At 53.8% G+C, this 26,025-nt stretch carries 29 protein-coding genes and 1 other annotated feature; of the genes, 16 read left to right on the top strand and 13 right to left on the bottom strand.

Annotated elements, in window-relative coordinates; all coding sequences use genetic code 11:
- The first annotated feature begins 80 nt into the window (after positions 1-80).
- Together IMQ56_RS04880 and IMQ56_RS04875 are read left to right on the top strand one after the other, a co-directional pair.
- Complete coding sequence (locus IMQ56_RS04880; protein WP_003863117.1) at positions 81-518, top strand: type II toxin-antitoxin system RatA family toxin; 438 nt, start codon at positions 81-83, stop codon at positions 516-518.
- The gene (locus tag IMQ56_RS04875; protein ID WP_017383006.1) at positions 508-795 is read left to right on the top strand and encodes an RnfH family protein; all 288 of its coding nucleotides are present in this window, start codon (positions 508-510) and stop codon (positions 793-795) included. The genes IMQ56_RS04880 and IMQ56_RS04875 overlap by 11 nt, the downstream gene beginning before the upstream one ends.
- Positions 796-903: 108 nt before the next feature.
- Here the strand turns inward: IMQ56_RS04875 and bamE are convergent, their stop codons facing one another.
- From bamE to nadK, 3 genes are all read right to left on the bottom strand, one after another.
- Positions 904-1,242, bottom strand: a complete 339-nt coding sequence (gene bamE, locus IMQ56_RS04870) for an outer membrane protein assembly factor BamE (RefSeq protein ID WP_003863121.1) — start codon at positions 1,240-1,242, stop codon at positions 904-906.
- A gap of 138 nt (positions 1,243-1,380) precedes the next feature.
- Positions 1,381-3,042, bottom strand: a complete 1,662-nt coding sequence (recN, locus tag IMQ56_RS04865; protein WP_015571579.1) for a DNA repair protein RecN — start codon at positions 3,040-3,042, stop codon at positions 1,381-1,383.
- Positions 3,043-3,127: 85 nt separating this feature from the next.
- Positions 3,128-4,006: an NAD(+) kinase gene (gene nadK, locus IMQ56_RS04860; protein WP_045340480.1), complete on the bottom strand. Its 879-nt coding sequence runs from the start codon at positions 4,004-4,006 to the stop codon at positions 3,128-3,130.
- 122 nt (positions 4,007-4,128) lie between these two features.
- Between nadK and grpE the strand changes: the two genes are divergently transcribed.
- On the top strand, positions 4,129-4,722 hold the full coding sequence (grpE, locus tag IMQ56_RS04855) for a nucleotide exchange factor GrpE (protein WP_003863126.1): 594 nt from the start codon (positions 4,129-4,131) through the stop codon (positions 4,720-4,722).
- 51 nt (positions 4,723-4,773) lie between these two features.
- On the opposite strand, the gene IMQ56_RS04850 is transcribed toward grpE, so the two are convergent.
- Together IMQ56_RS04850 and IMQ56_RS04845 are read right to left on the bottom strand one after the other, a co-directional pair.
- The gene (locus IMQ56_RS04850; RefSeq protein ID WP_026094274.1) at positions 4,774-6,060 is read right to left on the bottom strand and encodes an HlyC/CorC family transporter; all 1,287 of its coding nucleotides are present in this window, start codon (positions 6,058-6,060) and stop codon (positions 4,774-4,776) included.
- Between the two features lie 19 nt (positions 6,061-6,079).
- Positions 6,080-6,871, bottom strand: a complete 792-nt coding sequence (locus IMQ56_RS04845) for an inner membrane protein YpjD (RefSeq protein WP_014832951.1) — start codon at positions 6,869-6,871, stop codon at positions 6,080-6,082.
- A 166-nt stretch (positions 6,872-7,037) separates the two neighbouring features.
- Between IMQ56_RS04845 and ffh the strand changes: the two genes are divergently transcribed.
- From ffh to IMQ56_RS04810, 7 genes are all read left to right on the top strand, one after another.
- Positions 7,038-8,399 (top strand): signal recognition particle protein, encoded by a 1,362-nt coding sequence (gene ffh / locus IMQ56_RS04840; protein ID WP_003863132.1) that lies wholly within the window; start codon positions 7,038-7,040, stop codon positions 8,397-8,399.
- A gap of 116 nt (positions 8,400-8,515) precedes the next feature.
- Entirely contained in the window at positions 8,516-8,764 is a 249-nt protein-coding gene (gene rpsP / locus IMQ56_RS04835) for a 30S ribosomal protein S16 (protein WP_003863133.1), read from the top strand.
- A gap of 15 nt (positions 8,765-8,779) precedes the next feature.
- Positions 8,780-9,319, top strand: coding sequence for a ribosome maturation factor RimM (gene rimM, locus IMQ56_RS04830; RefSeq protein WP_015571575.1), 540 nt, complete (start codon positions 8,780-8,782; stop codon positions 9,317-9,319).
- A 31-nt stretch (positions 9,320-9,350) separates the two neighbouring features.
- On the top strand, positions 9,351-10,118 hold the full coding sequence (gene trmD, locus IMQ56_RS04825; protein ID WP_196063570.1) for a tRNA (guanosine(37)-N1)-methyltransferase TrmD: 768 nt from the start codon (positions 9,351-9,353) through the stop codon (positions 10,116-10,118).
- A 43-nt stretch (positions 10,119-10,161) separates the two neighbouring features.
- Positions 10,162-10,509 carry a 50S ribosomal protein L19 gene (gene rplS, locus IMQ56_RS04820; RefSeq protein WP_002914145.1) on the top strand — a complete coding sequence of 116 codons (348 nt, stop codon included), beginning with the start codon at positions 10,162-10,164 and terminating at the stop codon, positions 10,507-10,509.
- Positions 10,510-10,641: 132 nt separating this feature from the next.
- A complete protein-coding gene (locus IMQ56_RS04815; RefSeq protein WP_023304265.1) occupies positions 10,642-11,046 on the top strand; it encodes a DUF2946 domain-containing protein in 405 nt (134 codons plus the stop codon).
- A 38-nt stretch (positions 11,047-11,084) separates the two neighbouring features.
- Entirely contained in the window at positions 11,085-12,455 is a 1,371-nt protein-coding gene (locus tag IMQ56_RS04810) for a PepSY-associated TM helix domain-containing protein (protein ID WP_023304264.1), read from the top strand.
- 2 nt (positions 12,456-12,457) lie between these two features.
- Here IMQ56_RS04810 and IMQ56_RS04805 read toward each other — a convergent pair whose 3' ends face one another.
- The 4 genes from IMQ56_RS04805 to IMQ56_RS04790 form a co-directional block, all read right to left on the bottom strand.
- Positions 12,458-12,943, bottom strand: a complete 486-nt coding sequence (locus tag IMQ56_RS04805) for an OmpA family protein (RefSeq protein ID WP_017382956.1) — start codon at positions 12,941-12,943, stop codon at positions 12,458-12,460.
- Between the two features lie 12 nt (positions 12,944-12,955).
- Positions 12,956-14,176 (bottom strand): diguanylate cyclase DgcN, encoded by a 1,221-nt coding sequence (gene dgcN, locus IMQ56_RS04800; RefSeq protein WP_017692859.1) that lies wholly within the window; start codon positions 14,174-14,176, stop codon positions 12,956-12,958.
- Positions 14,169-14,705 carry a YfiR family protein gene (locus IMQ56_RS04795; protein WP_032619208.1) on the bottom strand — a complete coding sequence of 179 codons (537 nt, stop codon included), beginning with the start codon at positions 14,703-14,705 and terminating at the stop codon, positions 14,169-14,171. Before IMQ56_RS04795 ends, dgcN begins: the two co-directional genes overlap by 8 nt.
- A gap of 153 nt (positions 14,706-14,858) precedes the next feature.
- Entirely contained in the window at positions 14,859-15,233 is a 375-nt protein-coding gene (locus IMQ56_RS04790; protein WP_032649145.1) for a DUF2799 domain-containing protein, read from the bottom strand.
- Between the two features lie 212 nt (positions 15,234-15,445).
- Here IMQ56_RS04790 and aroF point away from each other — a divergent pair, with 212 nt between their 5' ends.
- From aroF to IMQ56_RS04775, 3 genes are read left to right on the top strand one after another with little or no spacing between them, the layout of a single operon-like run.
- Positions 15,446-16,516, top strand: coding sequence for a 3-deoxy-7-phosphoheptulonate synthase AroF (aroF, locus tag IMQ56_RS04785; protein WP_006811632.1), 1,071 nt, complete (start codon positions 15,446-15,448; stop codon positions 16,514-16,516).
- A gap of 10 nt (positions 16,517-16,526) precedes the next feature.
- A complete protein-coding gene (gene tyrA / locus IMQ56_RS04780; RefSeq protein ID WP_023295266.1) occupies positions 16,527-17,648 on the top strand; it encodes a bifunctional chorismate mutase/prephenate dehydrogenase in 1,122 nt (373 codons plus the stop codon).
- A 60-nt stretch (positions 17,649-17,708) separates the two neighbouring features.
- Positions 17,709-18,581, top strand: a complete 873-nt coding sequence (locus IMQ56_RS04775) for an SMP-30/gluconolactonase/LRE family protein (protein ID WP_196063569.1) — start codon at positions 17,709-17,711, stop codon at positions 18,579-18,581.
- On the opposite strand, the gene pheA is transcribed toward IMQ56_RS04775, so the two are convergent.
- The 4 genes from pheA to bamD all read right to left on the bottom strand — a co-directional run bounded on the left by pheA (position 18,578) and on the right by bamD (position 21,344).
- On the bottom strand, positions 18,578-19,738 hold the full coding sequence (pheA, locus tag IMQ56_RS04770) for a bifunctional chorismate mutase/prephenate dehydratase (RefSeq protein WP_015571567.1): 1,161 nt from the start codon (positions 19,736-19,738) through the stop codon (positions 18,578-18,580). The two genes, IMQ56_RS04775 and pheA, sit on opposite strands and share 4 nt — an antisense overlap.
- A 30-nt stretch (positions 19,739-19,768) precedes the next feature.
- Positions 19,769-19,894: a sequence feature (Phe leader region), on the bottom strand.
- Positions 19,846-19,893 (bottom strand): pheA operon leader peptide PheL, encoded by a 48-nt coding sequence (gene pheL / locus IMQ56_RS04765; protein ID WP_100229775.1) that lies wholly within the window; start codon positions 19,891-19,893, stop codon positions 19,846-19,848. (Overlaps the previous feature by 48 nt.)
- Positions 19,895-19,997: 103 nt before the next feature.
- Positions 19,998-20,339 (bottom strand): ribosome-associated translation inhibitor RaiA, encoded by a 342-nt coding sequence (raiA, locus tag IMQ56_RS04760; protein ID WP_003863162.1) that lies wholly within the window; start codon positions 20,337-20,339, stop codon positions 19,998-20,000.
- A 267-nt stretch (positions 20,340-20,606) separates the two neighbouring features.
- The gene (gene bamD / locus IMQ56_RS04755) at positions 20,607-21,344 is read right to left on the bottom strand and encodes an outer membrane protein assembly factor BamD (protein ID WP_003863164.1); all 738 of its coding nucleotides are present in this window, start codon (positions 21,342-21,344) and stop codon (positions 20,607-20,609) included.
- Positions 21,345-21,475: 131 nt separating this feature from the next.
- On the opposite strand from bamD, the gene rluD reads away from it, so the two are divergent.
- The 3 genes from rluD to clpB all read left to right on the top strand — a co-directional run bounded on the left by rluD (position 21,476) and on the right by clpB (position 25,887).
- On the top strand, positions 21,476-22,456 hold the full coding sequence (gene rluD, locus IMQ56_RS04750) for a 23S rRNA pseudouridine(1911/1915/1917) synthase RluD (RefSeq protein ID WP_017383977.1): 981 nt from the start codon (positions 21,476-21,478) through the stop codon (positions 22,454-22,456).
- Positions 22,453-23,184: a purine nucleoside phosphorylase YfiH gene (gene yfiH, locus IMQ56_RS04745; RefSeq protein WP_023304261.1), complete on the top strand. Its 732-nt coding sequence runs from the start codon at positions 22,453-22,455 to the stop codon at positions 23,182-23,184. Before rluD ends, yfiH begins: the two co-directional genes overlap by 4 nt.
- Before the next feature lie 129 nt (positions 23,185-23,313).
- Complete coding sequence (clpB, locus tag IMQ56_RS04740; RefSeq protein ID WP_045337481.1) at positions 23,314-25,887, top strand: ATP-dependent chaperone ClpB; 2,574 nt, start codon at positions 23,314-23,316, stop codon at positions 25,885-25,887.
- Positions 25,888-26,025 lie beyond the last annotated feature (138 nt).

The raw sequence follows: 26,025 nt of genomic DNA, 5'->3' as shown, positions 1-26,025 counted from the left end.
TAGCACGAGATAAGGCTTAGCGTTTTTTTAACAGGTGATAAATGTTATTATTTGTCTGTTGTGTGACTATGGAAAATGCTATGCCTCAGATTAGCCGTACCGCGCTTGTTCCCTACAGCGCGGAACAAATGTATCAGTTAGTGAACGACGTTCAGTCGTATCCGGAATTTATTCCGGGATGCACCGGTAGCCGGGTGCTGGAATCCGGCCCGACGCAGATGACTGCGGCCGTGGATGTCTCCAAAGCGGGGATCAGCAAAACGTTCACCACGCGCAATACCCTGACGAGCAATCAGAGTATTTTGATGCATCTGGTGGATGGTCCGTTTAAAAAACTGATGGGGGGGTGGAAGTTTACGCCGCTGAGCGCTGACGCCTGCCGCATTGAGTTTCATCTGGATTTTGAATTTACCAATAAGCTGATCGAACTGGCGTTTGGCCGTATCTTTAAAGAGCTGGCCTCGAATATGGTTCAGGCGTTCACCACGCGCGCCAAAGAGGTTTACAGTGTCGCATAAGATTGCTGTTGAGGTAGTGTATGCGCTGCCAGAGAAGCAGTATTTGCAGCGCGTAATGCTTGAAGAGGGCGCCACCGTTGAGGCGGCTATCCGGGCCTCCGGCATCCTTGAACTTCGCCGTGATATTGACCTGGCGAAGAATAAAGTCGGCATTTATAGCCGTCCGGTTAAGCTTGCTGATGCGCTGAAGGATGGCGATCGGGTTGAGATTTATCGCCCGCTGATTGCTGATCCGAAAGAGCTGCGCCGTCAGCGAGCGGAGAAATCGGGTAAGTAGCGCTTTCTCCCCCGGTGGCGCTTCGCTTACCGGGGCTACGATTCTGCGTAAGAATTCAGATACAAAAAAGGTGCTCATTGAGCACCTTTTTGCGTTGCTGACGCCTGATTATTTGGTCAGGGCAGGCTTGTTGTCGATGTTGGTCAGCACGCCGGCACTGCTGAAGGTCAGCGTCAGGGTTTGCTGGGTCACATCTTCATGACCAGGCTGCTGGCGGAATACATAGAACCAGGTGTTTGTGCCGAACGGATCGGACATCATCGGGGTTCCCAGGGCATAAGCGACCTGCTGTTGTGTCATACCCACGCGGATTTTGGACACATCGTTAGGGGTAAGGTAGTTCCCCTGGTTGATGTCAGGACGGTAAACCACTTTCTCCAGAGTGGAACAGCCTGCGGTCAACATCAGAAGAACCGCTGCGGCAGCGGTCAGCGTTTTACAGCGCATAGTGATTTGATTCCTTTTCGGGCCCGAGCAGTACGCGGCTCATATGTAATATGCCGATGATAATAGACCTTGCCCCACTTTGAAACCGGTCTGGCGGCGTTTTTGTTGTTCTGTATGACCCTGAGATCCCGAAAAAGTTTATGCCGCCAGCAGTTCTTTCGCATTCGCAAGCGTATTGCGGGTGACTTCACTGCCGCCGAGCAGGCGTGCCAGCTCCTGCAAGCGTGAGCGTTTATCCAGCGGCTTCATGTGCGTTTCCGTCATTTCGCCATCGGTTTCCTTGCTGACGATAAAGTGGTGATGACCACAACCGGCGACCTGCGGCAGGTGAGTCACACACATGACCTGCGTCGATTCACCTAACTGACGCAGCAGTTTGCCGACAACGGCCGCGGTCGGGCCGCTGATACCCACATCCACTTCATCGAAAATCAACGCCGGGGTTTCCATTTTACGGGCGGTAATCACCTGAATGGCCAGGGCGATACGCGACAGTTCACCGCCGGAAGCCACTTTCGAAATCGCCTGCAAAGGCTGGCCCGGGTTGGTGGTGACGCGGAATTCTACGCGGTCTGCGCCTTCCGCCGTCAGGTGATTCTCTTCAAAGCGAACATCTATGGTGAACACCCCATGCGGCATCGCCAGCGTATGCATGCTGTCGGTAATGTGCTGGCTAAGCTCCAGCGCATAGTGTTGCCGCACGTCATGCAGCCGTTTCGCCGTTTCCAGCGCCTGCTGATGATGCAGATTGACCGCCAGAGACAAGGTTTCAAGGGAATCGGCCTGATCGTCCAGCTGCTGCTGTTCCTCCAGCAGAGACTGATAGTAATTCGGCAGCTCTTCCGGGGTTACGTGATGCTTACGCGCCAGTGAAATCTGACGGGAGATGCGTTGCTCAAGTTCGAACAGACGGTTCGGGTCGAGATCCAGACGTTCACAATAGTGGCGCAGCTCATCCCCGGCTTCTGAAATCTGAATCGCGGCCTCTTCCAGCATTTCCAGTACGCCAGAAAGCTTATTGTCCATGCCGGTCAGTTCGGTCACAAGCTGACGCACGTTATACAGCTGGCTCTGCAAATTCACGTCTTCGCCATCCGCCAGCATGTTAAGGGCAGTCTGGCTGGTGGAAAGCAGCTGACCGCTGTTGGCCAGACGCTTGTACTCTTCGTCGATTTGCTCAAATTCACCCGCCTGCGGGTTAAATTCGTTCAGCTCTTTCAGCTGATATTCCAGCAGCTCGGCGCGCGCGGTACGCTCCTGGCTTTGCTGCTGATGCTGCGCAAGTTCGCGGCAGCTTTGATGCCACTGACGATAGTGCTCCGCCATGAGTTGAGTAAGCGCGTACTCACCTGCGTAGCCATCAAGCAGGGCTTTCTGCTGTTCGGGTTTGATTAACTGCTGGTGCGCATGCTGACCATGGATCTGGATGAGCAGCTGGCCCAGCTCGCGAAGCTGGGAAAGGGGAACCGCTGTACCATTGATAAAACCGCGGGAGCGGCCATCGCTGCTGATGACGCGGCGAAGTAAACACTCACGTCCGTCTTCGAGCTGGTTCGCTTCCAGCCAGCGCAGGGCGGCAGGTGTGTCTTTCAACGAGAAGCGGGCGCAGAGATCGGCACGGGCGGCGCCTGTGCGCACCATATCCCCCTCAGCACGACCGCCGAGGCACAAGCCGAGGGCATCAATGGCAATGGATTTACCTGCACCGGTTTCTCCGGTAATCGCCGTCATTCCGCTATGGAAGTCGATCTCAAGCTCACGAACAATGGCAAAGTTGCTGATGGTCAGTTGTGCCAGCATAATTGTTTTCCTGTATGAAAAACCATAACTGTGTTTGTATACAGTATAAACTGGTTTTATATACAGTAAAGTGCTGGATGCAAAATCAGAACAATTTTTTTGACCAGCCGAGCTTGGAGCTTAATGTGTTGAAATAGCTGTAATCTTTCGGGTGAATCAGGTTCAGATGGTAATCGCAGCGGCGAATGAGGACATCTTCACCTTCCTGAATGGGGAGCGCAATCTGACTGTCGCAGCTGATCTCCAGGTCGTTACGGCGATGGGAAAAACGCAGGCGGATGGTGCTGTCGCCGTTGATCACCAGCGGACGCGCCGAGAGCGTATGCGGGAACATCGGCACCAGGGTAATGGCATCCAGCGATGGCGTCAGGATTGGGCCTCCGGCTGAAAGCGAGTAGGCAGTTGACCCCGTCGGGGTTGAAATAATCAGCCCGTCAGAACGCTGCGAGAAAGCGAAGATTTCGTCGATATAGACTTCGAACTCGATCATGTGCGCCACTTTACCGGGATGGAGAACCACCTCGTTAATGGCGGTGCTGATGCGCTTCTGGCAGTCCTGCTGACACACCTGGGCTTCCAGTAAAAACCGTTTTTCACTGATATAGTGGCCGTCCAGCACGTCCGCCAGCTGCTGCTGCGCATTGTCCGGGTCGAGGTCGGTCAGGAAACCGAGATTGCCACGGTTAATACCAATAACCTTAATATCATAGCGAGCCAGCGTTCGCGCCGCGCCCAGCATATTGCCGTCGCCACCGACCACCACGGCGAGATCCGCCTGCTGGCCAATTTCCGCCAGCGTGCCGGTTCTGACGCTTTTAAGCTGCAACTCCTGGGCGATCTGCTGCTCGACCATCACTTCATAGCCTTTACCACACAGCCAGCGATACAACATTTCATGTGTCGTCAATGCGGTAGGGTGACGCGGATGGCCGACGATCCCAATACACCTGAAATGATTATTCATTTTCTGGAGGTCCTTGTGCCTGATGAATGATGACAATCTGCCTTGTTCCCTTGAATCCAGGAAACTGATCCCCATAATAAGCGAAGTTAGCGAGATGAATGCAGAAAAACGCGGAGAAATTCATGAGTAGTAAAGAACAGAAAACGCCTGAGGGGCAAGCCCCTGAAGAAATTATCACGGAACAGCACGATGAAGTTGAGGCAGTAGAGCCAGACACGTCTGCTGAGCAGGTGGACCCGCGCGATGAAAAAATTGCCAACCTGGAAGCTCAGTTGGTAGAAGCGCAGAATCGCGAACGCGATGGCGTACTGCGTATCAAAGCGGAAATGGAAAACCTGCGCCGTCGTACCGAGCTGGACGTTGAAAAGGCGCACAAATTTGCGCTGGAGAAATTCGTCAACGAACTGCTTCCGGTGATCGACAGCCTGGATCGCGCGCTAGAAGTGGCGGATAAAGCTAACCCGGATAACGCGGCGATGATTGAAGGCATTGAGCTGACGCTGAAATCCATGCTGGATGTGGTGCGTAAGTTCGGTGTTGAAGTGATTGCCGATACGGATGTACCGCTGGATCCAAACGTTCACCAGGCCATTGCGATGGTGGAATCCGAAGACGTTGCCGCGGGTAACGTGCTGGGCGTGATGCAGAAAGGGTATACCCTGAACGGTCGTACTATTCGCGCTGCGATGGTGACCGTGGCGAAAGCGAAAGCATAACGTGCTGCCTGTAGTGCCGGGTGGCGGCGTTCGCCTTACCCGGCCTACATTTTATTCGGCGATACTTTCGCGTAAAGGTTTAACGGGCAGGACCTTCACCTGCTTAATCATGTTGTCCTGAACGTCCAGAATATCAATATCATACTGTTCAATGCGCACGCGCGTGCCTGCCGCCGGGATCTCTTCCAGCGCTTCCAGGATCATACCGTTCATCGTCCGCGCTTCGTCTTCCGGCAAATGCCAGTTGAACGCTTTATTGATTTCACGAATGTTGGCGCTGCCGTCGATAAGCACTGACCCGTCGTTTTGCGGGGTGACTTCTTCCGCAAGGGAAGGCGACATTGACGTGGTAAAGTCCCCGACAATCTCTTCCAGAATATCTTCGACCGTCACCAGCCCCTGTATATCGCCGTATTCATCCACCACCAGGCCGACTTTCTTCTTGTTTCGCTGGAACTTCACCAGTTGCGTGCTGAGTGGGGTGCCTTCCGGCACGTAGTAAATTTCGTCGGCGGCGCGCAGCATCACCTCTTTGGTGAACTCGTTTTTCTCAGTCATCAGACGATAGGCCTCGCGCACGCGCAGCATGCTGATGGCATCGTCGAGGGAATCGCGATAGAGGACGATACGCCCGTGCGGGGAGTGTGTCAGCTGGCGGACAATGGCCTTCCAGTCGTCGTTGATATCAATCCCGACGATTTCATTGCGCGGCACCATGATGTCGTCAACGCTGACCTTTTCCAGATCCAGCACCGACAGGAGCATGTCCTGATTGCGGCGGGAGATCTGCGAGCGGGATTCATTCACGATGGTACGCAGTTCGTCTTTGCTGAGCGCGCTACTAATGGTGACGTCTGCCTTTATACCGACCATGCGCATCAGCACCCGTGTCACCATATTCAGCAGCCAGACCAGCGGCATCATCAGAATAAGCAGCGGTGCTAACAGGAAGCTGCTCGGGTAGGCGACTTTTTCCGGGTAAAGCGCGGCGATGGTTTTGGGCAGCACTTCCGCAAACACCAGCACCACAAACGTGAGCACACCTGTGGCAATCGCCACGCCTGCGTTGCCGTATAGACGCATCCCGACGATGGTGCCCAGTGCAGAGGCGAGAATATTGACCAGGTTGTTACCGATAAGCACCAGGCTAATCAGCCGGTCCGGCTTACGCAGAAGCTTTTCGACACGACGCGCGGCACGGTTACCCTGCTTGGCGCGATGGCGTAACCGGTAGCGGTTCAGCGTCATCATGCCGGTTTCAGAGCCAGAGAAATAAGCGGAGATGACCACCATGATGACCAGAATGACGATCAGCGTGGTGGTAGAGATGTGTTCCAGGGGGAACTCCTTTTGTTACTTAGCCAGCAAATTGCTGTATGAAGCGGCTACCAAAATAGGCAAGCGTGAGAATGCCCGCACCCGCTACGTTGAACCAGACCACGCGACGACCGCGCCAGCCTTCATGATAATGGCCCCATAACAGGACAATATAGACAAACCACGCGATGATGGAGAGGACCGCTTTATCGATATTCTCCACGCTGAACAGGTTCTTCATATAAAACAAGCCCGTGCACAGCGTCAGCGTCAGCAGAACCACACCGACCTGGGTGATGTGGAACATCTTACGCTCAATCACCATCAGCGGCGGCATTTCGTGGTTAAACGCCAGCTTTTTATTTTTCAGCTGGTAGTCAATCCAGGCGAGTTGCATGGCGTAAAGGGCGGCGATGATCAGCGTCGCGTAGGAGAACAGCGACAGGCCAATATGCACCAGCATCCCCGGCGTGGCTTCCAGGTGAGTAATAAACTCATTGGGCATGAACGTGGCTAACGCCAGGTTGATCAGCGCAAAGGCGTAGACTATCGGCAGCAGCAGCCAGCCACGGTTTTTAGACGCGACAATGGTCATGACCGTACAGATCATCAGGCTGACCAGCGAGCCGACGTTCAGTACGCTCAGATTCTGCACGCTGCCGTCGCCGGGAATGATGCGTGATTCCAGCGCAAACGCATGGCTAATCAGTGCGATCACTGCCGAAAGAATAGCCATGCGCCGCCAGCCGCTGTTTTTTTGCAGCAGGCCAGGAATGATCAGCGCGAGGCTGACAGAGTAGGCAACAAGGGCGATCAGTGCGAAAACAGGCATATAGGCGTCGACAGTTGTCTTAATAAGAAAGAGAAGCAGTATAACGTTACGTGACGCCTGCTCCAACCGTTGCATAACAACAAAGGCGCCTTCATGTTATACTCCGGCAAAATTCTGTGTATGTGTCGCCCAGGCGACCTAACGTTTCTACCCCAGGCGAGAGACAATGTTTGATAATTTAACCGATCGTTTGTCGCGCACGCTGCGCAACATCAGCGGCCGTGGACGCCTCACCGAAGAGAACATCAAGGAAACGCTGCGCGAAGTGCGCATGGCGCTGCTGGAAGCAGACGTCGCGTTGCCGGTCGTGCGTGATTTTATCAACCGCGTGAAAGAGAAAGCGGTTGGCCATGAAGTGAACAAGAGCCTGACTCCGGGTCAGGAGTTCGTCAAAATCGTCCGTAACGAACTGGTTTCGGCGATGGGTGAAGAGAACCAGGTGCTTAACCTGGCGGCTCAGCCGCCGGCCGTCGTACTGATGGCGGGTCTGCAAGGTGCGGGTAAAACCACCAGCGTTGGTAAGCTGGGGAAATTCCTGCGCGAAAAGCACAAGAAAAAGGTGCTGGTGGTGTCGGCGGACGTGTATCGCCCAGCGGCGATCAAACAGCTGGAAACGCTGGCCGAGCAGGTTGGCGTAGACTTCTTCCCGTCCGACGTGGCGCAGAAGCCTGTCGATATCGTTAACGCGGCGCTGAAAGAGGCGAAGCTGAAATTCTACGACGTGCTGCTGGTGGATACCGCCGGTCGTCTGCACGTTGACGAAGCGATGATGGACGAAATCAAGCAGGTGCATGCCTCTATCAATCCGGTAGAGACCCTGTTTGTTGTTGACGCCATGACCGGTCAGGATGCGGCAAACACCGCGAAAGCGTTTAACGAAGCCCTGCCGTTAACCGGCGTGGTGCTGACCAAAGTCGACGGCGATGCCCGCGGCGGTGCGGCGCTCTCTATTCGTCATATCACCGGTAAGCCAATCAAGTTCCTCGGCGTGGGCGAGAAAACCGAAGCGCTGGAGCCGTTCCATCCGGATCGTATTGCCTCCCGTATCCTCGGCATGGGCGACGTGCTGTCGCTGATCGAAGATATTGAAAGCAAGGTTGACCGCGCGCAGGCGGAAAAACTCGCCAGCAAGCTGAAAAAGGGCGACGGTTTCGATCTGACCGACTTCCTTGAGCAGCTGCGTCAGATGAAAAACATGGGCGGCATGGCAAGCCTGATGGGCAAACTGCCAGGCATGGGCCAGATCCCGGACAACGTCAAATCCCAGATGGATGACAAAGTGCTGGTGCGTATGGAGGCCATCATCAACTCGATGACGCTGAAAGAGCGCGCGAAGCCAGAAATCATCAAAGGTTCCCGTAAACGCCGTATCGCAGCCGGTTGCGGCATGCAGGTGCAGGACGTTAACCGCCTTCTGAAACAGTTCGACGACATGCAGCGCATGATGAAGAAAATGAAGAAAGGCGGCATGGCGAAGATGATGCGCGGCATGAAAGGCATGATGCCTCCCGGTTTTCCTGGGCGTTAATCGCTTTTGAGATTGCTTTTTGCCCGAAAATGAGTAAAATTTTCGGGCTTTTAATATGACACCCGGGCTCCGTTCCTCGATGGGGCCCGGTTGTTTTATTCACACAAGAGGATGTTATGGTAACTATTCGTTTAGCTCGTCACGGCGCTAAAAAGCGTCCGTTCTACCAGGTTGTTGTGACTGACAGCCGTAATGCACGCAACGGTCGCTTCATCGAGCGCGTTGGTTTCTTCAACCCACTGGCCGCTGGCGCAGAAGAAGAAACCCGTCTGGATCTGGATCGTATCGCTCACTGGGTTGGCCAGGGCGCTACTGTTTCCGATCGCGTTGCTACGCTGATCAAAGCAGCAAACAAAGCAGCTTAATCTGTCACGGTGGTCATGATGAGCAATAAAGCACCTGTTGAACCGATCGTATTGGGAAAAATGGGTTCTTGCTACGGTATCCGTGGTTGGCTCAGAGTGTTTTCCTCCACTGAAGACGCTGATAGCATTTTTAATTACCAGCCCTGGTTTATCCAGAAAGCCGGTAAGTGGGAAGAGGTCGAGCTGGAAAGCTGGCGTCACCACAATCAGGACATCATCATCAAGCTGAAAGGCATTGACGATCGTGATGCCGCGAATGCGCTGACTAATTGTGAAATTGTTGTGGATTCGTCGCAGTTGCCACAGCTGGAAGAGGGTGACTACTACTGGAAAGACCTTATGGGTTGCCAGGTAGTGACCACTGAAGGCTACAGCCTGGGGAAAGTCATCGACATGATGGAAACCGGGTCAAATGACGTTCTCGTCATTAAGGCAAACCTGAAAGATGCATTTGGCATCAAGGAGCGGTTGGTTCCGTTCCTCGATGGACAGGTTATCAAGAAAGTCGATCTCACTACTCAAACCATTGAAGTAGATTGGGATCCTGGTTTTTAAATTCTCCGGATAAACGGTAAAAGACGGCGCTATGTGGATTGGCATAATTAGCCTGTTTCCTGAAATGTTCCGCGCGATTACCGATTACGGGGTAACTGGCCGGGCAGTAAAGAATGGCCTGCTGAGCATCCAGAGTTGGAGTCCTCGTGACTTCACGCACGACCGGCACCGTACCGTGGACGATCGTCCTTACGGCGGCGGACCGGGGATGTTGATGATGGTGCAACCCTTACGGGACGCCATTCACACAGCAAAAGCCGCGGCAGGTGAAGGCGCGAAGGTGATTTATCTGTCACCTCAGGGACGCAAGCTTGATCAAGCGGGCGTGAGCGAACTGGCGACGAATCAAAAGCTGATTCTGGTCTGTGGTCGCTACGAAGGGATAGATGAGCGCGTAATTCAAACCGAGATTGACGAAGAATGGTCTATCGGCGATTACGTCCTCAGCGGTGGTGAGTTACCAGCAATGACGCTGATTGACTCCGTTGCCCGGTTCATTCCGGGTGTACTGGGCCATGAAGCTTCGGCGACAGAAGATTCGTTTGCCGATGGATTGCTGGACTGTCCACACTATACTCGTCCTGAAGTGTTAGAAGGGATGGAAGTCCCGGCAGTATTACTGTCTGGAAACCATGTCGAGATACGTCGCTGGCGTTTGAAGCAGTCGCTGGGCCGAACCTGGCTTAGAAGACCTGAACTTCTGGAAAACCTGGCTCTGACTGAAGAGCAAGCAAAGTTGCTGGCCGAGTTCAAAACTGAACACGCGCACCAGCAGCATGAACATGATGGGAATGCGTAATACGCTCCCGAATATCAGTTTACCCAGGATAAGAGATTAAATTATGAGCAACATTATTAAGCAACTTGAACAAGAGCAGATGAAGCAGGACGTACCTTCCTTCCGTCCAGGTGACACCGTGGAAGTGAAAGTATGGGTTGTTGAAGGTTCCAAAAAACGTCTGCAGGCATTCGAGGGCGTGGTTATCGCTATTCGTAACCGCGGTCTGCACTCTGCATTCACTGTTCGTAAAATTTCCAACGGCGAAGGCGTTGAGCGTGTCTTCCAGACTCACTCTCCGGTAGTTGACAGCATTGCTGTTAAACGTCGTGGTGCTGTACGTAAAGCTAAACTGTACTACCTGCGTGAGCGTACTGGTAAGTCTGCTCGTATTAAAGAGCGTCTGAACTAAGATTCGCTTAAGCGACATCCTGTTAGAAAGGGCTGGCCGAAAGGCTGGCCCTTTTTTTATCCCATCGCACCTCTCGCGTTAACCCTTCCGTCATAAATCATTTACAATGTTCGCCTCTTGGGTGGAGGGTAAGTGGATAACGTACTGCATCAGCGTAACTGGAAACGCGCAGCGGCATTGACCGCGCTGTTTGCGATCCTGCTGATCGTCGTGGCGCCGCTGATCTCCGTCTCGCTGCAAAAAGATCCCATGAGCGCCATGCCGGGTATGCACCATGACATGAGCATGATGTCGATGGACGAGCATCATGGTGATATGCCGCATTCTATGCCAGTTGACCATGCGGAAGCATGCGGCTACTGCGTGCTGTTAGCGCATGTGCCGGGCGTGATGCTGGCGCTTATCGTTCTGCTCAGCGTGGTGTTGCAGCGGCTGCGCGTGAAACCGCCTCGTCAGGCGGTCAGCCACTGGCACTTTTTCCCCTGGCTTTACCCCGATACCCGCGCGCCGCCGCGTCGGTCTGCTTTCTCCCTTTAAAACAAAATCACTCACTTTTTGCCTTAAAAAGGAAAAGTATGACTACCTGCACTCCGCGCGCGGCATGGGGAAACCTGCTGCGTCGCCTCCATTTCTATATCGGGCTGTTTGTCGGTCCGTTTATCTTCTTCGCAGCGCTGACCGGAACGCTGTATGTCGCCACGCCGCAGCTTGAAAAGGCGCTGTACCATCATGCACTCCACACGGATGCCGTGGGTGAGGCGCAGCCTCTTGCTGAACAAATTGCCGTGGCGGAAAAGGCCGTGGGTTCAGCGCTGCGTTTACATGCTGTACGTCCGGGGCTGGAAGGGGGCGAAACGACCCGCGTGATGTTTGCCGACCCGGCGCTGGGTACCTCCGAGCATCGGGCTATTTTTATTGATCCCACCAGCCTTGAGATTCGAGGGGATATGACCGTGTACGGCACCAGCGGGATTTTACCGCTGCGTCAGACTATCGATTATCTGCATACCTCGCTGATGCTGGGCAACATCGGGCGGCTCTATAGCGAGTTAGCCGCCTCGTGGATGTGGGTTGCTGCCCTGGGCGGGATCGCGCTGTGGTTCTACACCCGACCGAAGCGCCGTATTAACAATCGTTTCCAGAATCGTCGTCGCCTGCATGTGATCTTAGGCTGGACGTTACTGGCGGGAATGCTGTTGTTCTCAGTCACCGGGTTAACCTGGTCACAATGGGCCGGTGGCAACGTCGATAAGCTGCGTGCAGAGATGAACTGGCTGACGCCGCAGGTAAACACCACCCTTTCCGGTGCGCCGGAAATGAGGGATGAACACGCCGAACATCGTGGTCATCACGGGGGAATGACGATGCCTGAAATGCCAGTCAAACTGTCGCTTTTTGACAACGTATTGCAGGTCGCCCGCCAGTCAGGGATTGATGCGAACAACGTTGAGATCCGTCCGGCAAGCAGGGTCGACCAGGCCTGGACGGTGACGGAAATCGATCGCCGCTGGCCTACGCAGGTTGATGCCGTTGCCGTGGATCCCCACTCACTGAAGGTGCTGGACAGCACTCGCTTCGGGGATTTCCCGCTGATGGCTAAACTCACCCGCTGGGGCGTGGATTTCCATATGGGGATCCTGTTTGGTCTGGCAAATCAGCTGCTGCTCATCGCGTTTGGCGTTGCGCTGTGTGTGTTGATTATCTGGGGATACCGGATGTGGTGGATGCGTCGCCCTGCAACGTCAGCCGCGAACCCGGTACAGACGCTCTGCCAAAGCTGGCTGGCATTGCCGCTGTGGGGAAGGGGAGTGTCGTTCCTGATAAGCCTCCTGCTGGGGCTGGCGTTGCCGGTAATGGGCGTCAGTCTGGCGGTCTTTATTGTGATTGACTGGCTGCGCTGGCGAGCGGTTTCAGGCGTGTCGCTCGCCGGAACATCCGTTAAATAGCCTTAAGGCGTGCTGATGACTACCGCAACCCGGCGGTTTTCAGCGCGCCCCTGCGCAGTGCGGTTGCTGCTGACAGGGTATTTTTTGCCTAAGCCCCGCGTAGTGAGATTGCTGCGCGGGATGTTCGCGCCCTTCGCCCAGGCATCCGCCACAACATTGGCACGTTTTAACGAAAGCGCTTCGTTGTAGCTCTCTTCGCCATAATTATCCGTATGGCCATCCATCCTGGCGTGGTTCAGACCGGTTGCCGCCAGGCGTGAGGCCATAGTCTGGATCTGCGTTTCACTTTCCGGGCGCAGCCTGGCGTCATTTTTATCAAACAGGATCTTATCCGACAGGCCCAGAGACCAGTCGCCATTCAGTTCGTTAAAGCCGTAGGATTTCATGGCCGCAATTTGCTCTGGCGTGAATTTCCCTTCAGGGGATGACTGGCATCCGGACATTACCAGTGATGCCAGTATTAACGGCGCAAAGTATCGCTTTAACATATCGTCTTCCTTTCAGGATATTGTTTTCGAACGCTGGTTTTTGACCAGATACATATTGCGATCGGCTTGCTCCAGTAATGCTTCAACGGAGGCATTTTCCCACGCCAGAGCAAAGCCAATGCTGAGGGACATTGATGCTGTGTGCCCGTTATGCAGATCAAACGGACGGATAAATTGCTGCGACAGCGCAGCGCAAATAAATTCGACCTCACGTGCGGTGTGGACGCCGTAAAGGATCATGGCAAATTCATCGCCGCCAAGACGGTAAGACTGATGACGTTTTTCGCCAAACTCGACCATCCTTTTGGCGGCTTCGATCAGTACGCAGTCACCTGCGGCATGACCCCAGGTGTCATTGATAACCTTGAAGTTATCACCGTCCAGGAAGAGCAGGGCAGAATTGGTTTTTGCTGAAGCGTCGTTCATTAATGCCGCAATGTTGTTGCGAAACGCGGCGCGGTTTGCAAGCCCCGTGAGCGGATCGTGCATGGCGGTACGCAACAGTTGAGCGTTTTTCGCCTGTAGCTTGAGCTGCCACTCTTCCATTTCATCCAGCAGGCTGTTGAAGTCTTCACCAAACTGGTGGAACTCTTCAATGCGGCCTTCCGTTACCCGGCGAGAGAAGTTGCGGTTAGTGCGAACGTCATGCACAACGTCAGTGATGTTTTGCATTTCAACAACCATGCCATGATGTAGCGAGCGGGTGATGGTCAATGCGACGGCAGAGGCAAAAAGAATGCAGCCGGTGAGGACCGCAAATGAGAGCCAGATAAAGTGGCTAATCAGGCTGTCTCGCGCGGTCAGACGAATTTCGCCAATCACATTGCCATTATGTATGATGGGCTGTGCGACAGGAACAGGGAACAACCACCGGTTGACCAGCGCGCCCAGCGTGTCGGTATTATCCGCCGGGTTCCATGACCACCAGGCAAACCGTTTATGATGTGCGTTAAGCACTTCCGCCACGGCGAACTGCCCCTGCTTGCCGAGGGTCGCCAGCGTTTCATTTGCCGCCACGGCATCGTTGAACACCAGAGAGGCTTCAAGGCTGTGGCTCATGGTGGCGCCGGTAAGTTCGAGGTTTTTTTGCGCGTATTGCTTTAATGTCACCACGGAAGCGAAACACAGCAGCAACCATATAAACGTCATCGTTATAATGACGCTTATCATGCTGATTCGTCGCAACGTTCTTTTAAACGTCGGACGCGGTGTTGGTGCGACTTCCTTATTCATGCTTCTTATTCCGTGCGAGCATTAATACATCCGGATTGACTCTTACGCCACTGCGCGCCAGCGCATCCAGATTTACGGAAAACCTGACGAGGTTGTGCTCTATTATCAGACAAAATGCGCTGCCAATAACGCATTCAGGATTTTGTTCTGACATTAATAGCAACGCCTGGCCCTGATATTGATTTATTATTTCCTGTTGTTTTGCCGGCGACTCGCTCCCGAAATAGAGGGCATCACACCTTGCTGCGAGTGCTTCCCGATCGCTATGCACAATGACAGGACTATAGGGCAACGGGTTGTGTTCATCTTCACTGCTGAGCGCCTGTCTGTAATGGGAAGAGGCATAAATACAGAGCTTAGGCTGGCCGGACAGTGCTGGCCATCGGGTGTAGCTCACAATGCCAGAAACAATCGAACGTACTGATTTATCCGTTTCCGTGAACGAGCCTGCCGTTGCAGGGGCTACTAAAATGAACAGTATTAGCGCCAGGGGGAGTCGGAGCAAAGCGATCAAGATTGCATTTCTCATCAGAATCCGCCAAACCGCCCCGGAAATAGATGTCCTTAAGAATTGTCGGCAGAATACCATTGTTTATCAAAGCCGTCATTATGTCAGAAATATCCCTGTTTTGACCTAAGCTAAATCTTACAGTGAGCTATATTCAGAGGAATTAAGGCAGGCTCAATTAAGCCTGCTGGAACGCATACTTTCATCCAATCCTTGTTGCCAGGATTCATGCAGTTTTACTGCATTTTCAGTTGCATCGCAGCTGGCAGGAAATGATTTGCCCGCTAATCCCCAGGCGTGAATAAAGCCCTCTTCGCATATTTTTTTCTGTCCGTCAGCGTAGCCACGAAGATATTCCGCTCGATCAACCTGAGGGTCATTAAAACTATCGGCCAGAGCCTGGTTATCTTTAACCGGAACACCATTCATAGCGTCTTCTTTACCGGCCGTGAACCAGTCCGGTCTGGTCCAGTCAGGCTGAAAAGTATAAGGATTGATCTGGCAACCCGACAAAATCAGCGACAACAACATAAAAGCAATTGAACGCATGGCTGGTCTCCTTTTTGTGAGCATAGCCTGGCTTACAGGCGTGCGTGTGTAATTTTAACTTTACGATTTTAGGCCATTATTTTTGCAATTAAAGGGTTGGTGTAAAGTAATGTGTACGTATTTTGGATTGAAATCTTTACTTAATGTGATATCGTTGTGTCACCTCTTCGAGGAAAACCACTATCGCAAACGAGTTTGACAGGATCGCAATCATGCAAAAAGACGCGCTGAACAACGTACATATCACTGACGAACAGGTGTTAATCACCCCGGATCAACTGAAGGCGGAATTCCCGCTGAGCGTCGCGCAGGAAGCTCAGATTGAGCACTCGCGCCAGACCATTTCTGACATTATCGCTGGCCGCGATCCGCGCCTGCTGGTGGTATGTGGTCCTTGCTCTATTCACGATCCTGAAACCGCCATTGAGTACGCTCGTCGATTTAAAGCATTAGCGGAGGAGGTCAGCGATAGCCTCTATCTGGTGATGCGCGTCTATTTTGAGAAGCCACGTACGACCGTTGGCTGGAAAGGGTTGATCAACGATCCGCACATGGATGGCTCGTTTGATGTGGAAGCAGGACTGAAAATTGCGCGTCGCCTGCTGGTGGAACTGGTGAGCATGGGGCTGCCGCTGGCTACCGAAGCGCTGGATCCGAACAGCCCGCAGTACCTGGGCGATCTCTTCAGCTGGTCTGCGATTGGGGCGCGCACCACCGAGTCACAAACCCACCGCGAGATGGCGTCTGGCCTGTCTATGCCGGTTGGTTTTAAAAACGGTACCGACGGCAGCCTGGCGACGGCAATTAACGCCATGCGCGCCGCCGCCATGCCCCATCGTTTTGTCGGGATCAACCAGGCGGGCCAGGTATGCCTGCTGCAAACGCAGGGCAACCCGGACGGGCATGTGATCCTTCGCGGTGGTAAAGCGCCAAACTACAGCCCGGCGGATGTCGCGCAGTGTGAAAAAGAGATGGAACAGGCGGGACTGCGTCCGGCGCTGATGGTAGATTGCAGTCATGGTAATTCGAATAAAGATTACCGTCGCCAGCCTGCGGTTGCAGAATCTGTGATTGCTCAGATTAAAGATGGCAACCGTTCAATTATCGGCCTGATGATTGAAAGTAATATTCATGAAGGCAATCAGTCATCGGAACAGCCGCGTAGCGCGATGAAGCCCGGCGTCTCGGTCACCGATGCCTGCATTAGCTGGGAAACCACCGATGCGCTGCTGCGTGAGATCCACAAAGATTTGAACGGCCAGCTGGCGACGCGTCTGGCATAAGAGGGTAGTTATGGTTGCTGAATTGACCGCATTACGCGATCAAATTGATGAAGTGGATAAGGCGTTGCTGGATCTTCTGGCGCGCCGCATGGCACTGGTTGCTGAGGTCGGCGAGGTTAAAAGTAAATACGGCCTGCCGATTTACGTTCCGGAGCGTGAGGCCTCTATGCTCGCCTCCCGCCGTAAAGAGGCGCAGGCCTTGGGCGTTTCACCTGATTTGATTGAGGACGTCCTGCGTCGCGTGATGCGCGAGTCCTATTCCAGCGAAAACGACAAGGGCTTCAAAAGCCTCTGTCCGTCGCTGCGCCCGGTGGTTATCGTCGGTGGTGGCGGGCAGATGGGGCGTCTGTTTGAGAAAATGCTGACGCTTTCTGGCTATCAGGTGCGTATTCTGGAGAAAGAGGACTGGTCGCACGCGCCGGAGCTGATGAAAGACGCCGGAATGGTTATCGTCAGCGTGCCGATCCATGTGACGGAGCAAATAATCGCGAAACTTCCTCCGCTGCCGGAAGATTGCATACTGGTGGACCTGGCCTCCGTTAAAAATGGTCCGCTACAGGCAATGCTGGCGGCGCACACTGGCCCCGTGCTTGGGTTACACCCGATGTTTGGCCCGGACAGCGGAAGCCTGGCGAAGCAGGTAGTGGTTTACTGTGACGGACGGCAGCCGGAAGCCTACCAGTGGTTCCTGGAACAGATCCAGGTCTGGGGAGCACGTTTGCACCGCATTAGCGCGGTAGAGCATGACCAGAACATGGCGTTTATTCAGGCGCTGCGCCACTTTGCAACCTTCGCCTATGGGCTGCACCTGGCGGAAGAGAACGTTCAGCTTGAACAATTGCTGGCGCTTTCCTCGCCAATCTATCGTCTGGAGCTGGCGATGGTCGGGCGACTGTTTGCCCAGGATCCGCAGCTTTACGCCGACATCATCATGTCGTCTGAAAATAATCTGGCGCTGATCAAGCGCTATTATCAGCGTTTTGGCGAAGCGATCACCTTGCTGGAACACGGCGATAAACAAGCCTTTATCGACAGTTTCCGTAAAGTGGAGCACTGGTTCGGTGATTACGCCACGCGATTCCAGAGTGAAAGCCGCACGCTGTTGCGCCAGGCAAATGACAGTCGCCAGTAATGCGATGATGTATATACTGAAAGCCAGCATTGCTGGCTTTTTTCATTTTGGGGAACTGTCATGGCTGAACCGCAGCTGCTGTTGAACTATACCGGGCATCTGCCCGAATGCCCGACATGGAGTGCAGACGAGAAGGCGCTCTACTGGGCGGATATCCTGGAAGGGGAGATCCATCGGTACCATCTGCCCACCGCGGAACACTCGGTGCTCTCATTCCATGAAGAAGTTGGGTGTTTTGCCCTGCGTGAACGCGGCGGATTTATCGTCGCGATGCGAAACGCCATCTGGCTGACCGATAAACACGGCCTGCTCCAGCGTAAGGTTTGCGATAACCCGTCCAACCCGCAGCTTGCACGCTTTAACGATGGCGGTACCGATCATCAGGGACGGTTTTATGCGGGCACGTTCTGGGGGCCGGAAGATTATAACGGCGCCATGCTGATGCGTATCGACAACGACCTGACGCCGCAAGTGATCCAGTGCGATATTCACGGGCATAACGGTTTAGCGTTTAGTCCTGATAAACGGTGGATGTTTACTTCTGATACGCCGAACGGCGTGATCTACCGTACGCCGCTTGATGAGCAGGGAGAACCCGGTAAGCGCGAAGAGTTTCGCCGGTTTAGCGAGGGAGAAGGTATACCCGACGGTGCGGCAATGGATGAGGAAGGCTGCTACTGGAGCGCACTGTTTGACGGCTGGCGTATCGCACGGTTTTCACCGCAAGGCGAACAGCTGGAAGAGTATCGGCTGCCGGTACGCTGCCCGACAATGGTCTGCTTTGGCGGCGACGATATGAAAACGCTGTTTATCACCACCACGCGGGAAAATATGGAGGCGGAGGAGCTGGCGAAATATCCGCTTTCCGGTGCCATCTTCACCCTGCCTGTAAATGTGGCAGGGATGAAGAAAAGCCGCTTTATCGAACGTTAAGCCGGATCGACCGGGACCACGTTTTCGCTCGGATAGCAGCCCAGCACTTTCATGGAGCGTGTGATCTCGCCCAGTTCGCGCAGGGCTTTCTGCATGGACGCAGACTCCAGGTTGGCCTGAACGTCGAGATAAAACATTTCTTCCCACGGGTTGCCATGTATTGGGCGGGATTCCAGCTTCGTCATGATCAGGTTGTGATTACGCAGCACCAGCAGCGCTTCAACCAGCGCACCCGCCTGCTGGCCGGTCGCCATCAGCAGGGTGGTTTTCGCCGGGACCTGGTCCGACACGTTGATGGCCTTGCGGGCCAGAACCACGAAACGGGTGATATTCTGCGTCTGGTTGGCCAGATTGCGTTCCAGCACCTGTAAGCCATACAGCGCGCCGCCCGCTTCGCTACCGAGAGCCGCGACGGCAGAAGAGTTTGCCTGCGCCACTTTTTCCATCGCCGCCGAGGTGCTTTCGGTGTATTCAATTTTCCAGTGCGGATAACGGTTCAGGAACTGGCTGCACTGCTGGAACGGCTGCGGGTGGCTGTACACCGTTTCGATCTGACTCAGATCGGTTGAGCCAGAGACCAGCACGCAGTGATCGATAGGGATAGTCAACTCGCCGACTAACGACAGGCTGGTGTGCTGGAGCAGATCGTAAACATCGTTGATGGCGCCGGAACTGGTGTTCTCAATAGGCACTACGGCGTAATCTGCCTGGCCGGTTTCGACCTGGTTGAAAATGTCTGCAAATTTCGCGCAGCCGCTCTCAATAAACTCTTCGAAATGGCGGGCTGCGTACTGGCGAGCTGCCAGGTGAGAATAGGACCCTTTCGGGCCGAGGAAAGCGATACGAGCAGAGTGCGGGTTGGTTTTGTTCAGATGCTGCTGGAGCAGGGCTTGTTGCGTCAGAACGGAGTCTTCGATGATGAGCTGGAACAGGCGGGTGATGTAGTGCGCATCCAGATGATGCGCTTTGCCGAGTTGAATCAACCGTTCCAGTAAATCACGTTCGCGATCGATATCGCGCACCGGCCGATGGGACTCGAGCTTGGCTTTGCCCACTTCAACGGCGAGCGCGCGGCGTTCTGCCAGCAGGGCCAGTAATTTTTCGTCGAGTGCACTGATTTTTACGCGTAAATCCAGGAGCGGGTTTTCCGGTGTCATAGTGTTGTCTGTCTCATTTTATCGTTATCAATAAAAAAGGCCTCCCGGTGTGGGAGGCCTTGTTGTTCGTCTTCGCATTCTTTATCACACGACGAAACGCCTCCCGGTCAGGGGAAGGTAAAAAAGAATGCGAAGAAAAACGGCGTCTGTTTCATAAGGTCATCCTGAAATTGATAGGTTAAAGTACCTGCACTGTTTTGATCCTGTCAATAAAAAACGCGCCCGAAGGCGCGTTGTCGGTACACTCAATTTTAGAGGATTACTCTTCTTCAACTTCTTCCGCGAAGCTGGCGTCTTTCACCGAGGTTGCGGCGCGACGTGCTTCACCTTTGTGTTGCACTTTATTGAGCTGCCGTTCCAGCTTGTTGATCAAATCGTTAATTGCGGTGTACATATCCTCGTGTTTTGCGCTGGCGACCAGATGGCCGTTTGGAGTATTGATAGTTGCATCAGCGATGAAACCCTGCGGCTCCTTGGACAGGATGATATGTGGATTAATCAAATGTGTTTGCCATTTATCCAGTTTGGCGAGACGGTCTGCGACGTGCTGGCGGATTGCCGGAGTAATTTCCATTTGTTTACTGGTAATGTTCATTGTCATAAATTTTACCTCTTGTCTTTCCGTCTTGGTGATTCCAGCATACCCGACCTAATGTCAAAATGTGTGATTTAGATCACGTTATTTTGTCGGTTTTTGTCAGGGAATCTTTTTTGTGAGGCAGGGCAGGAAGAGGTGAGATTTACCTTGTCGAAGCCAACAATTGCGGTCATAGTTGAATGGATGTGTTGAAGCTAAACCGCTTCAGCGTAAGTGTGAAAGAATAAAAAAACGGCAGCCCGCGGGCTGCCGTTATGCGTTGTAGCGGTATCAGGTGTTGCTGCTGTTCGCGGCGATGATTTTCGCCACTTTGTCAGCCTGAGCCGTCATCTGCATCTGGCGATACGCATTTTCCATCAGCTTCAGGCCATCACGCGTGGCCTGGGTATCCGGATAATCACGCAGCATGCCTTCTACACGGTTAACCACGGCAACCCATGCGCCACGGCGGGTGTAGTATTCCGCAACGGAGTACTCATATTTCGCCAGACGATCTTTCAGGAATACCAGACGCTTAGTGGCATCGGTAATGTACTGGCTGTTCGGGTAGCTACGCACCAGTTTGGAGAAGTCATTGAAAGCATCACGCGCATGTTGCGGGTCACGGTCGGAACGATCCACCCCGAAGAAGCCCTGCAATGCACTATCATCCAGCGCCATGTTAGTCAGGCCGCGCATGTACATCACGTAATCGATGTTAGGATGGGTAGGGTTCAGACGCATGAAACGATCGATGGTTGCCTGAGCCAGCGGCAGATCGGCATTTTTGTAGTAGGCGTAGATAAGATCTAACTGTACCTGCTGCGAATACGGGCCAAACGGATAGCGATTATCCAACGCTTCCAGTTGCGTTATCGCCTGTTTCCAGTTACCGTCCTGCAACTTTTGTTGTGCAGTCGCATAGATTTCATTCGGCGGATTGTCAGGGACCTGTTCATTCGAACCGGAGCAGCCCACCAAAGCCAGGCTCAACGTGGCCGCTGCCACCAGATATTTCATGCGCGTCATGACGTTTTGACTTTCCTCAAATGTTTGTCCGGGAGAAACTCAGTTCCTGCTCCCGATTAAGACCAGCTACAATAGCACACTATATTAAACGGCAAAGCCGTAAAACCCAACGTTAAACGAAGAAGCAGTTTATGGCACAACGAGTAGAACTCACCGCAACAGTCTCCGAAAATCAGCTCGGTCAACGCTTAGATCAGGCTTTGGCCGAATTGTTCCCTGATTATTCGCGTTCACGCATAAAAGAATGGATCCTTGACCAGCGCGTGCTGGTAAACGGCAAGATCTGGGACAAACCAAAAGAGAAAGTGTTTGGTGGGGAAGCTGTCGCCATCAATGCTGAAATCGAAGAGGAAGTCCGCTTCGAGCCGCAGGATATCCCGCTGGATATCGTCTACGAAGATGACGACATTCTGGTCATCAACAAGCCGCGCGACTTTGTTGTTCACCCGGGCGCGGGCAATCCTGACGGTACGGTACTTAACGCTCTCCTTCATTATTATCCGCCGATTGCCGATGTACCGCGTGCCGGTATCGTTCACCGTCTGGATAAAGACACCACGGGTCTGATGGTGGTGGCGAAGACGGTTCCCGCCCAGACTCGCCTGGTGGAATCGTTGCAACTGCGCGAAATCACCCGTGAGTATGAAGCGGTGGCGATTGGTCATATGACCTCTGGCGGCACGGTGGAAGAGCCTATCAGCCGTCACCCAACCAAGCGTACGCATATGTCCGTACACCCGATGGGCAAACCGGCGGTAACCCACTACCGCATCATGGAACATTTCCGTATTCATACGCGCCTGCGTCTGCGTCTGGAAACCGGGCGTACTCACCAGATCCGCGTGCACATGGCGCATATTACCCATCCGCTGGTGGGGGACCCTGTTTACGGCGGTCGTCCGCGTCCACCAAAGGGCGCATCGGATGAATTCATCTCCGTGCTGCGTAAATTCGATCGCCAGGCGCTGCATGCGACGATGCTACGTCTTTACCACCCAATCACCGGAATTCAGATGGAATGGCATGCGCCGATCCCACAGGATATGGTGGAACTTATCGACGCGATGCGCGCAGATTTCGAAGAACATAAGGATCACGTGGACTGGTTATGACCAAACTGATTGTCCCGGAATGGCCACTGCCTGAAGGCGTGGCCGCCTGTAGTTCAACCCGTATCGGTGGCGTGAGCCAGGGCGCGTGGGAGTCACTGAACCTCGGTGCGCACTGTGGAGATAACCTGGAGCACGTTGAAGAGAACCGTAAACGCCTCTTTGCTGCGGGAAACCTTCCTTCAAAACCGGTCTGGCTTGAGCAGGTGCATGGTAAAGCGGTGCTGAAGCTGACGGGGGAGCCCTATGCGTCTAAGCGCGCCGATGCTTCGTACAGCAATACGCCGGGAACGGTTTGCGCGGTGATGACTGCTGATTGCCTGCCGGTGTTGTTCTGCAATCAGGCAGGGACTGAAGTGGCTGCTGCCCACGCCGGATGGCGAGGCCTGTGCGAAGGCGTGCTGGAAGAGACCGTTGCCTGCTTCCATGACGATTCTGCAAATCTCATCGCCTGGCTTGGCCCGGCGATTGGCCCGCAGGCGTTTGAGGTCGGGCCCGAAGTGCGGGATGCCTTTATGGAAAAAGATCCGCAAGCGGTCGAAGCGTTTGTGGCTTCCGGAGATAAATATCTGGCCGATATTTATCAGCTTGCCCGCCAGCGCCTGAATAACGTCGGCGTGACCCAAATCTTCGGCGGAGATCGCTGTACCTTCACCGAAAAGGGTGATTTTTTCTCCTATCGCCGCGACAAGACGACAGGTCGTATGGCAAGTTTCATTTGGCTGATATAACCTAAAGAATCAAGACGATCCGGTACGCGCCGTTTTCTTTTCACATAATTCAGGTTATTAACCTTGAATAATTGAGGGATGACCTCATTTAATCTCCAGTAGCAAATTTGACCTGTTATGGGAGGAGTTATGCGTCTGGATCGTCTTACTAATAAATTCCAGCTTGCTCTCGCCGATGCCCAGTCCCTTGCACTGGGGCACGACAACCAATTTATCGAACCTCTTCATTTAATGAGCGCCTTGCTGAATCAGGAAGGGGGATCGGTACGTCCTTTATTAACGTCCGCTGGCATTAATGCCGGCCAGTTACGCACCGCCATCGATCAGGCGCTGAGCCGTTTACCGCAGGTAGAAGGTACCGGCGGCGACGTGCAGCCGTCGCAGGATCTGGTGCGCGTGCTGAACCTTTGCGACAAGCTGGCGCAAAAACGTGGGGACAACTTTATTTCGTCAGAGCTGTTTGTTCTGGCGGCGCTTGAATCACGCGGTACCTTAACCGACCTGCTGAAATCCGCCGGTGCAACCACCGCTAATGTGACCCAGGCGATTGAGAAAATGCGCGGAGGTGAAAGCGTGAACGACCAGGGAGCCGAAGACCAACGTCAGGCTTTGAAGAAATTTACGGTCGACCTGACCGAACGTGCCGAGCAGGGCAAACTTGACCCGGTGATCGGCCGTGACGAAGAAATTCGTCGGACTATCCAGGTACTGCAACGTCGTACCAAAAACAACCCGGTGCTGATTGGTGAGCCTGGCGTCGGTAAAACCGCCATCGTTGAAGGGCTGGCGCAGCGTATCGTTAATGGCGAAGTGCCCGAAGGGCTGAAAGGCCGTCGCGTACTGGCGCTGGATATGGGCGCGCTGGTGGCCGGGGCGAAATACCGCGGTGAATTTGAAGAGCGTCTGAAAGGCGTGCTGAACGATCTGGCGAAACAGGAAGGTAACGTCATCCTGTTTATCGACGAACTGCACACCATGGTGGGGGCGGGTAAAGCTGACGGCGCAATGGATGCCGGGAACATGCTGAAACCTGCGCTGGCGCGTGGTGAACTTCACTGCGTCGGCGCCACTACGCTGGACGAGTATCGTCAGTACATTGAAAAAGATGCCGCGCTGGAGCGTCGCTTCCAGAAGGTGTTTGTCGCTGAACCAAGCGTTGAAGATACCATCGCTATTTTGCGTGGTCTGAAAGAGCGTTATGAGCTGCACCATCACGTGCAGATCACTGACCCGGCCATCGTTGCGGCGGCGACGCTTTCGCATCGTTACATTGCCGACCGTCAGTTGCCGGATAAAGCCATCGACCTTATCGATGAAGCGGCGTCCAGCATCCGTATGCAGATTGACTCGAAACCGGAAGAGCTGGACCGACTCGATCGCCGCATTATCCAGCTCAAGCTGGAACAGCAGGCGCTGAACAAAGAGTCTGACGAAGCGAGTAAGAAACGCCTCGATATGCTTAACGAAGAACTGGACGAGAAAGAGCGTCAGTATTCTGAGCTGGAAGAAGAGTGGAAAGCTGAGAAAGCCTCCCTCTCTGGCACCCAGACAATCAAGGCGGAGCTGGAGCAGGCGAAAATTGCCATTGAGCAGGCCCGTCGCGTAGGAGATCTGGCGCGGATGTCCGAGCTACAGTACGGCAAGATCCCTGAGCTGGAAAAACAGCTTGAGATCGCCACGCAGTCGGAAGGCAAAACCATGCGTCTGTTGCGTAATAAAGTGACGGATGCCGAGATTGCCGAAGTGCTGGCGCGCTGGACGGGTATTCCTGTGGCTCGCATGATGGAAAGCGAACGTGAGAAACTGCTGCGTATGGAGCAGGATCTGCATCAGCGCGTCATTGGACAGAACGAAGCGGTCGAAGCGGTATCTAACGCCATTCGTCGTAGCCGTGCGGGGCTGTCCGATCCGAATCGTCCAATCGGCTCGTTCCTTTTCCTGGGGCCAACCGGTGTCGGTAAAACCGAGCTGTGTAAAGCGCTGGCTAACTTTATGTTCGACAGCGATGACGCGATGGTGCGTATCGATATGTCCGAGTTTATGGAGAAACACGCCGTCTCGCGTCTGGTCGGTGCGCCTCCGGGATATGTCGGTTATGAAGAGGGCGGTTACCTGACGGAAGCGGTTCGTCGTCGTCCTTATTCCGTCATCCTGCTGGATGAAGTGGAAAAGGCTCATCCTGACGTGTTTAACATTCTGTTGCAGGTGCTGGATGATGGGCGTCTGACTGACGGGCAGGGAAGAACGGTCGACTTCCGTAACACGGTGGTGATCATGACCTCGAACCTGGGTTCCGATTTGATTCAGGAACGCTTCGGTGAGCTGGATTACAGCCATATGAAAGATCTGGTGCTGGGTGTGGTCAGCCAAAACTTCCGTCCGGAGTTCATCAACCGTATTGATGAAGTGGTCGTGTTCCATCCGCTGGGTGAGAAACACATCGCGTCGATTGCGCAGATCCAGTTGCAGCGTCTGTACAAACGTCTGGAAGAGCGTGGGTATGAAATCCACATTTCCGACGATGCGCTGAAACTGCTGAGCGAGAATGGTTACGATCCTGTTTATGGTGCGCGTCCGTTAAAACGCGCTATCCAGCAGCAGATCGAAAACCCGCTGGCACAGCAAATCCTCTCTGGGGAGCTGGTTCCGGGCAAAGTTATCCGTCTGGAAGCCAACGACGATCGCATTGTAGCAGTGCAGTAAGTCACAAAACGCAAAAACGAGCCGCTTGCGGCTCATTTTTGTTTAAAAACCAGGCGAGAATTGTGGTCTGGGATGTGATTTGCCTGGAAAATGAGCGGTCGGTAAATAATTTGCACTTTATTCTTGCAGGTTCGGAAT

This window comes from Enterobacter sp. Res13-Sevr-PEC09-46, assembly GCF_015672585.1.
Classification (GTDB): domain Bacteria; phylum Pseudomonadota; class Gammaproteobacteria; order Enterobacterales; family Enterobacteriaceae; genus Enterobacter; species Enterobacter hormaechei_C.
Note: the sequence above shows the minus strand (reverse complement) of the source record. Positions and strands in the feature narration are given on the sequence as shown.

Bases quoted from the DNA above. Each gene is read 5' to 3' on its own strand.
- IMQ56_RS04880 (WP_003863117.1), top strand. From the start codon at position 81: ATGCCTCAGATTAGCCGTACCGCGCTTGTTCCCTACAGCGCGGAACAA.
- bamE (WP_003863121.1), bottom strand. From the start codon at position 1,242: ATGCGCTGTAAAACGCTGACCGCTGCCGCAGCGGTTCTTCTGATGTTG.
- recN (WP_015571579.1), bottom strand. From the start codon at position 3,042: ATGCTGGCACAACTGACCATCAGCAACTTTGCCATTGTTCGTGAGCTT.
- nadK (WP_045340480.1), bottom strand. From the start codon at position 4,006: ATGAATAATCATTTCAGGTGTATTGGGATCGTCGGCCATCCGCGTCAC.
- grpE (WP_003863126.1), top strand. From the start codon at position 4,129: ATGAGTAGTAAAGAACAGAAAACGCCTGAGGGGCAAGCCCCTGAAGAA.
- IMQ56_RS04845 (WP_014832951.1), bottom strand. From the start codon at position 6,871: ATGCCTGTTTTCGCACTGATCGCCCTTGTTGCCTACTCTGTCAGCCTC.
- ffh (WP_003863132.1), top strand. From the start codon at position 7,038: ATGTTTGATAATTTAACCGATCGTTTGTCGCGCACGCTGCGCAACATC.
- rpsP (WP_003863133.1), top strand. From the start codon at position 8,516: ATGGTAACTATTCGTTTAGCTCGTCACGGCGCTAAAAAGCGTCCGTTC.
- rimM (WP_015571575.1), top strand. From the start codon at position 8,780: ATGATGAGCAATAAAGCACCTGTTGAACCGATCGTATTGGGAAAAATG.
- trmD (WP_196063570.1), top strand. From the start codon at position 9,351: ATGTGGATTGGCATAATTAGCCTGTTTCCTGAAATGTTCCGCGCGATT.
- rplS (WP_002914145.1), top strand. From the start codon at position 10,162: ATGAGCAACATTATTAAGCAACTTGAACAAGAGCAGATGAAGCAGGAC.
- IMQ56_RS04810 (WP_023304264.1), top strand. From the start codon at position 11,085: ATGACTACCTGCACTCCGCGCGCGGCATGGGGAAACCTGCTGCGTCGC.
- IMQ56_RS04805 (WP_017382956.1), bottom strand. From the start codon at position 12,943: ATGTTAAAGCGATACTTTGCGCCGTTAATACTGGCATCACTGGTAATG.
- dgcN (WP_017692859.1), bottom strand. From the start codon at position 14,176: ATGAATAAGGAAGTCGCACCAACACCGCGTCCGACGTTTAAAAGAACG.
- IMQ56_RS04795 (WP_032619208.1), bottom strand. From the start codon at position 14,705: ATGAGAAATGCAATCTTGATCGCTTTGCTCCGACTCCCCCTGGCGCTA.
- IMQ56_RS04790 (WP_032649145.1), bottom strand. From the start codon at position 15,233: ATGCGTTCAATTGCTTTTATGTTGTTGTCGCTGATTTTGTCGGGTTGC.
- aroF (WP_006811632.1), top strand. From the start codon at position 15,446: ATGCAAAAAGACGCGCTGAACAACGTACATATCACTGACGAACAGGTG.
- tyrA (WP_023295266.1), top strand. From the start codon at position 16,527: ATGGTTGCTGAATTGACCGCATTACGCGATCAAATTGATGAAGTGGAT.
- IMQ56_RS04775 (WP_196063569.1), top strand. From the start codon at position 17,709: ATGGCTGAACCGCAGCTGCTGTTGAACTATACCGGGCATCTGCCCGAA.
- pheA (WP_015571567.1), bottom strand. From the start codon at position 19,738: ATGACACCGGAAAACCCGCTCCTGGATTTACGCGTAAAAATCAGTGCA.
- raiA (WP_003863162.1), bottom strand. From the start codon at position 20,339: ATGACAATGAACATTACCAGTAAACAAATGGAAATTACTCCGGCAATC.
- bamD (WP_003863164.1), bottom strand. From the start codon at position 21,344: ATGACGCGCATGAAATATCTGGTGGCAGCGGCCACGTTGAGCCTGGCT.
- rluD (WP_017383977.1), top strand. From the start codon at position 21,476: ATGGCACAACGAGTAGAACTCACCGCAACAGTCTCCGAAAATCAGCTC.
- yfiH (WP_023304261.1), top strand. From the start codon at position 22,453: ATGACCAAACTGATTGTCCCGGAATGGCCACTGCCTGAAGGCGTGGCC.
- clpB (WP_045337481.1), top strand. From the start codon at position 23,314: ATGCGTCTGGATCGTCTTACTAATAAATTCCAGCTTGCTCTCGCCGAT.